13 protein-coding genes are annotated in these 13,162 nt (G+C 37.0%); 8 read left to right on the top strand and 5 right to left on the bottom strand.

The window, feature by feature from the left end; genetic code table 11:
• Positions 1–3: 3 nt before the first annotated feature.
• Entirely contained in the window at positions 4–1,893 is a 1,890-nt protein-coding gene (gene acs / locus JG734_RS07040) for an acetate--CoA ligase (RefSeq protein ID WP_370583639.1), read from the bottom strand.
• A 141-nt stretch (positions 1,894–2,034) separates the two neighbouring features.
• Positions 2,035–2,448 (bottom strand): thioredoxin family protein, encoded by a 414-nt coding sequence (locus JG734_RS07035; RefSeq protein WP_201332582.1) that lies wholly within the window; start codon positions 2,446–2,448, stop codon positions 2,035–2,037.
• A gap of 90 nt (positions 2,449–2,538) precedes the next feature.
• On the opposite strand from JG734_RS07035, the gene ovoA reads away from it, so the two are divergent.
• Genes ovoA through JG734_RS07015 form a run of 4 tightly spaced genes read left to right on the top strand, consistent with a single transcriptional unit; the run spans position 2,539 to position 6,560 of the window.
• On the top strand, positions 2,539–4,566 hold the full coding sequence (gene ovoA, locus JG734_RS07030) for a 5-histidylcysteine sulfoxide synthase (protein ID WP_201332581.1): 2,028 nt from the start codon (positions 2,539–2,541) through the stop codon (positions 4,564–4,566).
• Positions 4,551–5,639 (top strand): MalY/PatB family protein, encoded by a 1,089-nt coding sequence (locus tag JG734_RS07025; protein WP_201332580.1) that lies wholly within the window; start codon positions 4,551–4,553, stop codon positions 5,637–5,639. Before ovoA ends, JG734_RS07025 begins: the two co-directional genes overlap by 16 nt.
• Positions 5,636–6,001, top strand: coding sequence for an HIT family protein (locus JG734_RS07020; RefSeq protein ID WP_236586826.1), 366 nt, complete (start codon positions 5,636–5,638; stop codon positions 5,999–6,001). The genes JG734_RS07025 and JG734_RS07020 overlap by 4 nt, the downstream gene beginning before the upstream one ends.
• Positions 5,991–6,560, top strand: a complete 570-nt coding sequence (locus JG734_RS07015) for a hypothetical protein (protein WP_201332579.1) — start codon at positions 5,991–5,993, stop codon at positions 6,558–6,560. Before JG734_RS07020 ends, JG734_RS07015 begins: the two co-directional genes overlap by 11 nt.
• A gap of 258 nt (positions 6,561–6,818) precedes the next feature.
• Here JG734_RS07015 and JG734_RS07010 read toward each other — a convergent pair whose 3' ends face one another.
• From JG734_RS07010 to cas2, 3 genes are all read right to left on the bottom strand, one after another.
• Positions 6,819–7,067, bottom strand: coding sequence for a hypothetical protein (locus JG734_RS07010; RefSeq protein WP_201332578.1), 249 nt, complete (start codon positions 7,065–7,067; stop codon positions 6,819–6,821).
• A gap of 1,499 nt (positions 7,068–8,566) precedes the next feature.
• Entirely contained in the window at positions 8,567–10,702 is a 2,136-nt protein-coding gene (cas1, locus tag JG734_RS07005) for a CRISPR-associated endonuclease Cas1 (RefSeq protein ID WP_201332577.1), read from the bottom strand.
• Positions 10,683–10,955 (bottom strand): CRISPR-associated endonuclease Cas2, encoded by a 273-nt coding sequence (gene cas2, locus JG734_RS07000; protein ID WP_255531381.1) that lies wholly within the window; start codon positions 10,953–10,955, stop codon positions 10,683–10,685. Before cas2 ends, cas1 begins: the two co-directional genes overlap by 20 nt.
• A 65-nt stretch (positions 10,956–11,020) precedes the next feature.
• Here cas2 and JG734_RS06995 point away from each other — a divergent pair, with 65 nt between their 5' ends.
• Genes JG734_RS06995 through JG734_RS06980 form a run of 4 tightly spaced genes read left to right on the top strand, consistent with a single transcriptional unit; the run spans position 11,021 to position 13,086 of the window.
• Complete coding sequence (locus JG734_RS06995) at positions 11,021–11,536, top strand: hypothetical protein (protein WP_201332575.1); 516 nt, start codon at positions 11,021–11,023, stop codon at positions 11,534–11,536.
• A gap of 1 nt (position 11,537) precedes the next feature.
• The gene (gene cas6, locus JG734_RS06990; RefSeq protein ID WP_370583638.1) at positions 11,538–11,828 is read left to right on the top strand and encodes a CRISPR system precrRNA processing endoribonuclease RAMP protein Cas6; all 291 of its coding nucleotides are present in this window, start codon (positions 11,538–11,540) and stop codon (positions 11,826–11,828) included.
• Positions 11,825–12,331: an HD domain-containing protein gene (locus JG734_RS06985; RefSeq protein WP_201332573.1), complete on the top strand. Its 507-nt coding sequence runs from the start codon at positions 11,825–11,827 to the stop codon at positions 12,329–12,331. The genes cas6 and JG734_RS06985 overlap by 4 nt, the downstream gene beginning before the upstream one ends.
• Entirely contained in the window at positions 12,328–13,086 is a 759-nt protein-coding gene (locus JG734_RS06980) for a hypothetical protein (protein ID WP_370583637.1), read from the top strand. The genes JG734_RS06985 and JG734_RS06980 overlap by 4 nt, the downstream gene beginning before the upstream one ends.
• Positions 13,087–13,162 lie beyond the last annotated feature (76 nt).

The raw sequence follows: 13,162 nt of genomic DNA, 5'->3' as shown, positions 1-13,162 counted from the left end.
CTCTTACTTTTGTACGATTTGGATAATCTTTTCTACAACACTTGGATCTTCGAGTGTTGAAGTATCTTGTTTGATCTCTTCACCTTTTGCGATGGCTCTGAGGATTCTTCGCATGATCTTCCCGCTTCTTGTTTTTGGCAAGCCCGGTACAAATGCTATCTCGTCGCATTTTGCAAGTGGCCCGATATCTTTTGTGATTACTTCATTGATCTCTTTGATGAGTTCCATCTCATCTGCCATGCCTTCATCGTCTTTGAGCACTACAAATGCGAAGACACTCTCTCCCTTCACTTCATGCGGTTTTCCCACAACTGCGCACTCTGCAACTCTTGGATGGTGGCCGATAGCTGCTTCGATCTCTGCAGTGCCTAGGCGGTGACCGCTGACATTAATCACATCATCCATACGTCCTGTGATCCAGATGTAGCCATCTTCATCATAAATCGCACCATCCCCACTGAAATAGACTGGCTTTCCATCTTTTTTACATGTGCCAAAGTAGCTTTTGACAAATCTATCTGGATCTCCCCAGATAGTTCTAATCATACTTGGCCAAGGCTTGGTGATACAGAGATACCCTTTTTCATTTGGAGGCATTTTATTGCCATCTTTATCGATGATCTCAGCAAAGATTCCTGGAAGTGGGAAGGTGGCTGAGCCTGGTTTGATTGGAGTTGCACCTGGAAGTGGACTAATCATGTGGCCTCCTGTTTCAGTCTGCCACCAGGTATCCACAATTGGGCACTGTCCGCCACCCACTTTTTCAAAGTACCACATCCAAGCATCCGGGTTGATAGGTTCACCTACAGTTCCGAGGATATAGAGGCTGCTAAGATCATATTTGTCTGGCTCGTCTGGTCCAAGTTTGTGCAAGAGGCGAATAGCAGTCGGTGCTGTATAGAACTGGTTGACTTTGTGCTCTTCAATCATTCTCCACCATCTACCAGCATCTGGATATGTGGGAGTTCCTTCGTACATGAGGGTTGTACCACCTGCAGCTAATGGTCCATAAACAATATATGTATGCCCTGTAATCCAGCCGATATCAGCAGTACACCAGTAAGTATCAGTATCCTTGATATCAAATACCCACTCCATTGTCAGTTGTGCCCACAGAATATATCCAGCTTGTGAATGCTGCACACCTTTTGGCTTGCCGGTACTGCCTGAAGTATAGAGCAAGAAGAGTGGATCTTCACTGTCCATGATTTCAGGCTCACAACGAGTAGGCATATCTTTGACTAGCTCAAAGTAGTCATAGTCTCTTCCCTCATGCCACTTGATCTCTTCGTTGTTTCTTCTTACTACCAATACTGCTTCTACACTCTCACAATCTTTTGAGAGTGCCACATCTACAACAGGTTTGAGAAGATATGGTTTACCGCGTCTATATGCTCCATCAGCAGTGATGACGAGTTTTGCTTGTGCATCAGCAATACGATCGCGCAAGGCTTCGGTGCTAAATCCACCAAAAACTACTGAGTGAATCGCTCCGATTCTCGCACACGCTAGCATTGCAAAAGCAGCTTCTGGAATCATTGGCATATAGATAACAACGCGATCACCTTTTTTGATACCAAACTTGTTTTTGAGAAGATTTGCAAACTTGTTCACTTCATAGTAAAGATCAAGATAGGTGATAACTCTTTTGTCCCCCGGCTCACCTTCCCAAATAATTGCAGCTTTGTTTTTTCTGTTTTCTAAGTGTCTATCGATACACTGCTCAGTGACATTGAGCTTACCACCTACGAACCATTTATAAAACGGCGCATCACTCTCATCCAGTACTTTTGTATAAGACTCTCGCCAATTAATCTTCTCTTTTGCCAGTCTGTCCCAAAATCCTTCATAATCACTCTCAGCCTCTTTTACCATTTGCCAATACTGATCCATAGAATTAATGCGAGCACGCTCTTTTATTCTAGGAGTCGGGTCAAAAACAGGTACTTTTTCCATCTTTCATCCTTTCAATTGTAGGTATGCTATGCAAAAATAGTATCCAAACAAGCTTAATTAGGACTCAATTTATCTTAATTACTTGTTTCTTTTACTTTTGCTATTAAGTAATCTCTCTACGTCTCTTAGATCACTCCAAAAATCATTTTTATTCCAATATCCTATAATCTTTTTTATAACGTATTCCCCTTTGATAACATATATCGTAGGAACATAGCGTGGATAGAGCTCCGATGGATACGAGCTTGTTGATTTTTCAAGTTTGACGGGAATGAAGTTGTTATTGATATAGTTACTGATATTTTGATCGGCTAAAGTGGTTCGCTGCATTCTCTCGCACCATTTACATGGAGGATAGCGCCGCTCTATAAACACAAAAAGGGGCTTGCCGCTTTCTAAAGACTCTTTGTATGCTTTTTCAAAATCGTTTTGCCAAGTGATCTGGGCAAAGAGTGAAAGTGCAATTGTAACTATAAGGAAAACTTTTTTCATTATACTCCTTTTGAAATTTTTATCCATTGTAATATAGGTAGCCTTAATGAAAACCTGCTATGTTACAATTAAAAGAAAAAAAGAGGAAATGTGCAGCTAGAAAATATTACCAAAGAGCAGATCCGCTCCTATTTTTTATGGAGTTATAAGACCTATGAGAAACTATTTGATCTTTTGAAAAATGATGTAGCTTTTTATCAGCAGCCAGAGCCTCTGCGTCATCCTCTGATCTTTTACTATGGACATACTGCAGTATTTTATATCAATAAACTCCGCCTTGCAAAACTTATAGATAAGCGTGTCAATGAGGAGTACGAGTCGATCTTTGCAATCGGTGTAGATGAGATGAGCTGGGATGATCTTGATAGCAGTCATTACGATTGGCCACAAGTTAGGGAGGTAAGAGAGTACCGTCAGGAAGTAAAACAGATAGTTTTGGATCTTATTGATAGATTATCTCTTGATAAGCCGATTGGTTGGGAGAGTCCATGGTGGATTATTTTGATGGGGATTGAGCATGAGCTTATTCACCTAGAAACTTCTAGTGTTCTTTTTCGTCAATTGGATCTCAAATATCTCAAAGAGGATGATTTTATCGTACCAGTTTGCGAAGAGTTCTCAACTACCACTTTTCCAAAAAATGAGCTTATCAAAGTAGCAGGTGGCTTGGTTGAACTTGGTAGAAGCAAAGAAAATCCTCTTTTTTATGGTTGGGACAATGAGTTTGGAAGTGAAAAGGTGCTTGTCAAAGACTTCTATGCGAGCAAATATCTTGTGAGTAATGGTGAGTTTTTGGAATTTGTAGAAAATGGCGGATATGAGAGGGAGGAGTTTTGGGAAGAGGAGGGGTGGCAATGGCGCAGCTACAAAGATGCAAAACACCCAACATTTTGGCGTAAAATAAATGGAGAATGGATATACCGCGCAATCAATAAAGAGCTTCCTCTGCCACTTGATTGGCCAGTGGATGTAAACTACCACGAAGCCAAAGCCTTTTGCAACTATCTTACACAAAAGCTTGGCAAAGATATCACACTCTCAACAGAAGCCAAATGGCACAGACTCTATGCGCAAAGCCAGATAGATGATGCCAATATTGAGCTACGCCACTTCTTTAGCTCTTGTAGCATAGAGAGATTTAAGCATGGAGAGTTTTATGATGTGATAGGCAATGTCTGGCAATGGACCCAGACTCCTATCCATCCTTTTGAAGGCTTTAAAGTCCATCCAGTTTACGATGACTTTAGTGTCCCCACATTTGATAATCGGCATAATATCATCAAAAGTGGTTCATTTATCTCTTGCGGCAATGAAGCAAATCCTCTCAGCCGCTATGCCTTTCGCCGCCACTTTTTCCAGCATGCAGGATTTCGCTATATCATAGGAGAGGAGGATGAGATGCAGCAGCGTTTTTATGAAAGTGACAAAGAGATAGCGCAATACTGTGAGTTTCACTATGGGAGTGAGTATTTCGGCGTTCCAAATTTTCCGGCAACTTTGGCTAAAAGAGCGGCCAAATATACGACAAACTTCAATAAAGCCCTCGATATTGGCTGTGCTGTTGGGCGAGGAACGTTTGAACTAGCAAAATACTTCGATGAGGTATGGGGGCTTGATTTTAGTGCCAGATTTATCATGGTGGCAAATGAGCTTAAAGAGAAAGGAAGCTTTGACTATGCAATTGCTATAGAGGGTGAAAGAGTGGAGGAAAAGAGCGTAACGCTTGAGTCGTTTATCGCACCAAATCTTGCTCAGTGTTGTCACTTCTATCAAGCAGATGCTTGCAATCTTAGGCCTCTCTACACAGGTTATGATCTTGTCATGGCGCTCAATCTTATCGATAGACTTTATGATCCGAAGAAGTTTTTAGAAGATATCAAAGAGCGGATCAATAAAAGTGGTGTTTTGATGATAGCAAGTCCATATACATGGGATGAGGCCTATACTCCAAAAGATGCTTGGCTTGGAGGAGAAAAAGAGAGTTTTGAAGTGCTGCGAGAGATTTTGGAGCCAGAGTTTGAGCTGCTTGATCGCTTTGATCAGCCTTTTGTCATTCGTGAGACTGCAAGAAAATTCCAGCATACCATAGCAGATGTGAGTGTATGGAAAAAATGCTAAGATTTGTGCTTCCTCGTCCCGGAAGCCAGAAGTGGGATGGATTGAAGAAGCGATTTGGTAGAGACGATCTGCTCGCTCTTTGGGTAGCTGATATGGATATTGCGGCGCCTGATGGAGTAGTAGAAGCCCTCAAGCAGCGCATTAATCGCGGCGACTTGGGATATGACATAGTAGCAGATGAGTTTTATGAGAGCATAATCTCTTGGCATAAGAGGCGTTTTGATTGGAAAGTAGAACGTAAGTGGATTGTCCCGGTCCCTGGAGTTCTTGCTGCTATCGCTCAGGCTATCAAACCCTATAAAAGGGTAGCTATCCAGCCTCCCATCTATCCTCCCTTTTTCTCCATTGTGACCAAAAATGGTAAAGAACTTGTCACAAATCCATTGCAAAATGGAGAGATCGATTTTGATGATTTGCAAAACAAAAGTTTTGATGCGCTTCTCTTTTGCTCTCCCCACAATCCTGTAGGCAGAGTCTGGAGTCGTGAGGAGCTAGAAAAGCTAAGCAAAATTATGGGTGAACAAGTGATCATAAGTGATGAGATACATGCAGATATCACATGGAAAAAGCACATCCCAACAGCTTCTATTCATCCTAAAACCATAGGACTCTATGCAGTGAGCAAAAGTTTCAATCTCGCTGGGCTCCAGGCTGCCTATGCAATTATTCCAGATGAAATTTTGCGAGAAGAGTTTATAAAAGCTCTATATAGTAGCTATCTATCCCTCAATTCTCTTGGAATTTTGGCAATTACTGCTGCTTATAAAGAGCATGAGTGGCTTGAAGTCCTCAAGGAGTATCTGCGTAGCAATATTGAGTATGTGGATGCAAATCTTACACCAAAAATAAAAAGAAAAATCCCAGAGGGAACCTATCTTTTGTGGCTCAATTTTAGAGAATTTGGACTTAGCGACAAAGAGCTGCGCAGCAAAATGATACATGGAGCAAAAGTAGGGTTCAATAGCGGCATAGAGTTTGGCAAAGAGGGAAGTGGTTTTATGCGCATGAATGTAGCTACAAAGCGAGAAATCATAGCTAAAGCTGTGGAGGCTATCAACAAGGAGTTTGGATGATTTATGAAAATACTTATATTTATATAGAAATAGAGCCTTGTGAAATTCCGTGGCTCAAAATCTTTGCAAAAAGGAAGTGTAAAGAGATGAGTGAATGCGATAAAACGACAAAAGAGATAATTTACAAAGCTCTGGAAATTATCGAAAAAGAGATGATTGAATATTTTAAACCAGATAAGATTAATATTGCCTCCTTTGGCAACTATGTACCCCAGGTACACTGGCACATACAAGCTAGATTTAAAAATGACAGTTTTTTCCCTGAGCCTCTCTGGGGCAAGGAGCAGCGAGAAGGTAATGTGCAGTTGCCTTCGATGGCAGAGTTTGTCAAAAGAGTAAGAGCAAAACTTGATGCAATCTAAAGTGGGAAAGTGTCCAAAGTGCGGTAAGGCTGTTGTAGATAGAGGAAGCTTTTATGGGTGTGCTGGATTTGTAAAAGGGTGTGACTTTAGCATCGGCAAAAGCTCCCTATCTCATCTTGGACACCCAACTATCACTCCCAAAGAGATGCGAGCACTATTGAAGGATTCAGCCCAACTCTCTTTTAGAATGAGTAGTGGGGTTGAGCGTCTTTATTGGGTAGAGCTTGTGCAAAAGGATGGGAAGTATTTAGCGCAAGTTGACTTTGAAGCAGGAGTTGCAGCAAAATCACTTGGGAGTTGCCCAGTGTGCGGGGTAGATGTAGTGGAGTATCCTCTCAGTTTTGGATGCAGCAGGTGGGAGGAGGGGTGCGAGTTTGCTATTTTCAAAGATGCTATTAAGCGATTTGGCGGAAAAGCTTTAACCAAAAAGCAGGCAAAAGAGCTACTACAAAAAGGGCAAATCGAGGTCAAAATCCGAGGGTTTGATAAAAAAATGAAAAAAGTGAATCTTTTACTTGATAGTGAATTTGGATGTAGAGTGGATTTTAAAAATCGTTAGCAATGAATATTTGGATCAGCTACTCCCCCGCCTTTAGGCGTGGGGTAGCTGACTACTTTTTAAAAGATCCAATATGGGCATATATGCAAGCGTGTTTGCATAACCTATGCCAGGTGTTTATAGCCTATATTATATGCTGTTATTACCTGATCCCCCCCCCCAATTACATGGGGAGCATGTCAAGAGAACATAATCGCCACATAGATCCAAAGGAGTATGGAAGGCCATATATATACCCAAAATATATACCCAAAATTCTCAATGACTAAAATGGTCTCCACCCTTCATTTTTTCTGCCCACATTATAGCCAAGCCTCCAATGATTATACACGCGAAACCCACCAAAGCATATCCCAAAACCATCATGATCGCATCACCTATATCTAAACTTTTATTGATAAAGGCATAAGCCATCACAATGGCACTCACGAAGAAAAAAGTTCTCCAGACAAATATTGCCACAAAAGCGCTGGCACCCCCCCCCAACAGATAGAGAAATTCTTGCATTTTGTATCCTTTCTTTTTTGAAAGGATACATCTTTAAAGCGTCATAAATTGTCTATAAAATATATTTTAAAAATAGAAGTCTCGTCATCCTGAGCACAAGCGAAGGATCTATCTTAACCACAAACTTATTAATCGGGTCTAATAGGGGAGCAAAAGCAAGCCTTGCTTAGCAAAACAACTGCTTGTTTTGCGTGCTTTTGCGACGGCAGTTTATGTATGTGAATCCTTCATTGCTTGCAATGAAGTGATGAACATATAAACTGACAGGTTACCTTAAAGCAAATCTTCATTATGCAATAATGCAAGATTTGCGGTTATTTCTTCAATACAGCCTACGCCTGGTTATTGAAATTTTTAAAATAAAGCAGTAACCGCAAACTTGTTTCGCTTCGCACAACTTCGTTTGCTTCAAGGTAAACGAGCCGCTCATATGCTCAGACACAAAATTCCTTGAATTTTGGCTTCGCATATACTCACGACTTTCGCTTCGTGACGAAAGCAAAGCAGTTTGCTTTCTCAAGCCTTTGGCTTGCAATTTAACCATAAACTTGTTTCGCTTCGCTCAACTTCATTTATTTCAAAGTAAACCATCTGCTTGTATGTTTGTCACTAAAATCCTTGATTTTAGGACTCACATATACTCGCAGATTTCGCTCAGGTACGGACAACAAGCAGTTGTTGTCCTAAAACTGCGTTTTGCCCTCGCTCACTTCAAATCGGGTCCAATAGGGGAGAGCCGTGAAGAAAAAGCCAACTGCTTGGCTTTTTTAGGCTCGCACGGCGAGGCGTTTATGCGAGTGAAACGAGCATAGCCTACGCCTGGTTACCGAAATCCCCTTAAGATCGGGTCCAATAGGTAAATTTTTAAATTTTAAGGAGGTTAAGATGATTGATATAGATAGAAGAGTGTCTCAATCCCCTTCAGATCGGGTCCAATAGGTAAATGCGACAATGAGCAATGCAGAAAAAAGAGAGCTTTATCTTAAAGGTCTCAATCCCCTTCAGATCGGGTCCAATAGGTAAATCCCAACTATATATTTTTTCCATCACCTACAATAGAAGTTAATGTCTCAATCCCCTTAAGATCGGGTCCAATAGGTAAATAATCCATACAATGAGACTTATAAGTAAGACTTCTTCTTAAAAACAACCGAGTTTTCAAATATCCAAAAAAGTTCTAACATCTATGCAAATATCATATGCAAAAAGTGCTTAATTTTAACTTAAATTCCCTTCAATAGGGGATTTTTGACTTCAAAAAAGTTCTAACATCGAAAAAAATTATGTGTTAAAAATGCGATGTTAGAACTTTGCAAAAAAAGAAGACCGTAAAATGGTACTTCCCAAACTTAAAAAGAGCTAAAAGTTCTAATATCTCCTTTTTAGAATTTTAAAAATCTCTGAAGTTAGAACTATAAGAAAAAATAATAACTCCATGAAATGGGAGTTTTTAGTTTTAGACTGAAACCAATTTTAAATAAAAAGTTCTAACATCGTTTTTAATATTTTGCTATAAAAAATGTGTGATGTGGATCTTCATTTTCGATAGCTTTTTTGAGTGCGTTCATTTCAAAATGGATAAGATTTAAATAGGTAGTTTTGCCATATTTTGTTTTGGTAAAAGATGCGAGGCGCTCTTGGATATTTTGGGTAATGAGTTTGACTGAATCCGGAGTGAGTTTGCCATTTTTTTGTTTTATGGTTTGATTTTTGGTAAGAATGGAGATGATTTCACGATCGACAATTGGCTGACGAAAAGGCTCTATCATATCAAAGACTAATGTTGGTTTGCGATAATCTGTGGCGTGTAAAAACGAGTAGTAGATATTCAAGCCCTCTTTTATAAGAGCTGATTGAATTCTATTATAAAGTATGGCATAGCCATAGTTAAGGGCTTGGTTGATGGGGTCAATGGAGTTTTTGTGGGTTCGCTGGAATTGTGATAAGTGGGTAATAACTTTAAATCCATTCCAGTAGAGTTGGCTAATTTGTGCTTCTAGACCCATTAAGTTTTTAGTATCTTTTGCATTTTTTATTTTAGGTATGAGAGTAGAGATTTTGTCTATATAATGTTGTAATTTTTCATCTTTTCTTCTGAGATTGAAGTATTTTAAAAGATTGCGTTGGTTTTTTGCTTTTGCATAGTAGAGGTTTTGGGTATAATGCAATCCTTTTGGTGAAAGGGTGAGCTTGAGTTGTTTGAGATGGAGCTCTTTGGCTATTGTTTTGTGATATGTAAGCAGGGCGTATGGTACATTCTCTGAAATAAAATCTATATCAATTTTTTCTTCTGCACATTTTTTTATCAGATATGTGGAGATTGAACTTCTTGTTGTGAGAATTATGATTCTTTGGACTTTTTTGAATGGAATCTTTTTGATAGCTTGATTGTGGGTTTTGATTTTTATCTTTCCTTGAGAAAAGGAGAGATATGTGCCTGGAGTTGATATGATAAGCTCTGTTGTTTTGAGATGATTTTTATAAAAATTTTGCTTTTTTCTCTCTACTGTTTTTTGGGCTGCTAATTTTGGATTTTTCAATTTAATCTCTTCATATGCTTTTCTAACAAGGAATACAGGGTCTGTTTGCGTATAGGCTAGAAGCGATGACAATTTATGTAAAAAATCTTTTTTGCGTGTGATAGTCTTGGTCAATTTGGCTTGAACTATTTTAGAGATAACGATCTCATCTACTCTTTGTTGAAGGAGTTGCAGCTGCTCGTAATTGTTGATTATCTTTGCATAATAGTTGAGAAAGCTTTGAATATGTTCATTGAGTTTCTGGATGGTTTGGTCTAGATTGAGATTTTTGGTCTCTTTGGAAATTGTAGAGATTTTGTTCATTAATCTTTCATTTTCAATAGAGAATAGATTGTTTGGTATATCAAATTTTATCCCTAAATATTCAAAAGGCTTGTTTTTGTGTGTAATATAGAGTTTGTCAGGATGGAGTGAAAGATCTTCTCGGGCGAGTTTTTGTTTGATTTTGTTAAGTATTGATCTTGCTTCGCTATAAGTTGAAGCAAAAAATATCATATCATCTGCAAAACGGACAAATTCTATACCTTCTTTTTCACAGCTAATATCAAAACTATGCATATAGATATTTGACAATAGAGGGCTTAGGACATCACCTTGATAGACACCTTCAGTTTTATCTATCCATTTGTTATGGAAAAGAGAGCCATTCTTGAGAAAGAGCGCTATGAGATAGATTATTTTTGGATCTTTGACAATATTTTTTAGTTTTGCAAGGAGTTTTTCGTGATTGATAGAGTCAAAGAAATCTTTGATGTCGACTTTGAGAATAAAATCGTAATTTTTGATAATGTGTTTTACTCTATTGATCGCTTTGAAAGGAGATTTGTTCTTTTGATAAGCATAGTTTCTATCACTAAATTTTAAAACTGAAGAGAGCTCATCATGAAGAATTTTTTGAATGACTTTGGCTTTTTGATCTGGTATGGAGATTTGGCGAAAATCACCTGAGTTTTTTGGTATTGTAAAACTCTTATGGGGAGCAAAATCAAAGAGATCACCTTTGATATGTTCAATGTTTGCTTTTTTAAGTTCGTATGCGATACGTTCAGCTGTAAAAATATCTTCAAATTTTTTACTAAAAATATAACTCTTCATTATTAAATATTCCTTCATGAGAATGTAATCTAAAAGATTTTTTAATAACTTCTTTTGTGAGGATATAGACTCTTACATTATCTTTTTTTGAAGTAAGATCTTTGAGATTTTGTATGAGTTTTTTGTATTTGGCTTTTGAAATTGAAATCTCAAATACTGAATAGTTTACTCTGTACCCATAAGAAGAAAGGAGCTTTTCTACTCTATTTCTTTTTTTGTCACAGCTTATATCATACATGATGAAAACTTCCATAATTTAAGTTTATTGTAAATTTTTTGAATGTAAAATAAATTAATTGTAAATTTAAAGGTAATTTTTTGAAATATTTTAAAATAAATGTGTTAGCAAGAAATTTTTCACAATTACCTCCCTTTATAGGCTCCATGCTACGTGGTGCTTTTGGAGTGAATCTCAAAGATGTAGTCTGCATAAATCCCTCTTTTGAATGTTCAACTTGCTTTGCAAAAGATAACTGTATCTATTATGAGTTTTATGAAGAGAAAAATAGATTTCACAAGTTTAGGTTCGATTTTACACTAAAGCCAAAAAAACTTGATTTTTCCTTGTATCTTTTTAATGAAGCGTGCCAAAAGTATCCGTATGTATTAAGTGCTCTTTATAGGATGCTAACACAAAAAGGACTTGGGGTAAATAGAAAAAAGTATGAGATAGAAAAGATTTATCTAGGTGGTGAGGTTGTGTTTGAAAATGAGTTTAAGAATCTAAAAACAGAGCCAAAAAATTTTAAATGCGACGAATTTTGTCCAAAAGTAAAGATAAGATTTGTAACGCCTCTCAGGATAAAGAGGGAGGGAAAATTTTTGCGACCTTGATATAAAGGATATTTTAGTTTCAATTTATAAGAAGAGGCTTTTTTTTGATGGAATTGATGAAAAAATTGAAAAGTTTCCAAAAGTTGTAAAAAAAGATTTAAAATTTATGGATTTTTCAAGATATTCAAATAGACAAAAAACAAAAATGAAAGTTGGAGGCATAGTGGGAGAAATAGTTGTTGATGGGCTTGATAAACAAACGTATGAACTTTTAAAATATGGTGAGATCGTAGGGGTTGGCAAACTTGGAAGCTTTGGGCTTGGGAAAATTGAAGTAGAGGATTTGCGATGAGAGATATTGACTTGATGGCACTTGCGGGACTGTTGCATGATATTGGGAAGTTTGGGCAGAGGGCAGAGATACCATTAAGAGAGCCTTTTAAAAGTAAAAATTATGGATATAAACATAGTGCGTATACGGCTCAGATTTTGCAAGATTATTTTAATGATTTGCAAAACTATCATCAGTATGCTTATGAACACCATATTGTAAATGAAAACTCGGATGAAAATTCATGGATAATAGCGGCTGCAGATAGAATGGCAAGTGGATTTGAACGAGAGACTTTTGAAAATTACAATAAAAGTGTTGAGTTTAAAGATTTTAAAAAACAAAGACTCAAAGGGCTTTTTGATGAAACAAAAGAGTATAAAATAGATAAGCTCTCTCCCCATTCTATTTTTTATGCTGAAGAGAAAAGCGATAAAAATGAGTATATAGAGCTTTGGGAATATTTTGAAAAAGATTTAAAAACTCTACAAAAACTAATGGTAATCAAACAACAGATTTTATAGGTTTAGAATATCTGCTAAAAAAATATACCACATTTATACCATCTGCGACATCTTTTAAAAATAGGGATTTTCCTGTAACAAAGGCAAATATTCCTCTTTATGACCACTTAAAAACAACAGCTGTTTTTGCCGCTGCTATAAGTAAACTCGATTTAGAAAAAAGAGAAAATATTATCAATTACTACAGAAAAACCAAATCTTATAAAGAAGAAAATGAATTTATTTTAATAAATGGAGATTTTTTTGGTATTCAAGACTTTATTTTTAACGAAGTAGAGGCAAAAGCTGCTACAAAAGTGTTGCGTGGAAAGTCTGCATATGTGCAAATCTTGACAAAAGTAATTGCTTTATATGTAGTAGAAGAGTTACAACTTAGCAAATTATCAATTATTAATGATAGTGCAGGAAAATTTGAAATTCTTGCACCAAATAGTAATGAAATAAAAAATGAGCTTATAAATATTCAATCAAGACTCAATGAATTTTTTGCTAAAGAATTTTTTGGTCAAACAGGTGTAGGCATATCGTTTGTAGAGTGTGGACTTTTTGATTTTATAGAAAAAGGAAGATACCAAAATAGATTAAGAAAAGATTTGGGAATTGAAGTTGAAAAAACAAAGCTAAAAAAATTTGATCTTTTAAAAAAAGATTATGATTTAAAGTGGGATAAAAACATTACAAATGAAAATCAATGTTTTATCTGTAAACATAGAGTAGGTAAAGAAAATAATATTTTAAAAAAAAAGAGTATGTAAAAGTTGTCAAAGATTTATAGATATTGGTAAAGAGCTTACCAAGAAAAAATATCTCATTATTACAAAAGATGAAACT

Source organism: Nitratiruptor sp. YY09-18 (assembly GCF_016593235.1).
Lineage (GTDB): Bacteria > Campylobacterota > Campylobacteria > Campylobacterales > Nitratiruptoraceae > Nitratiruptor.
Note: the sequence above shows the minus strand (reverse complement) of the source record. Positions and strands in the feature narration are given on the sequence as shown.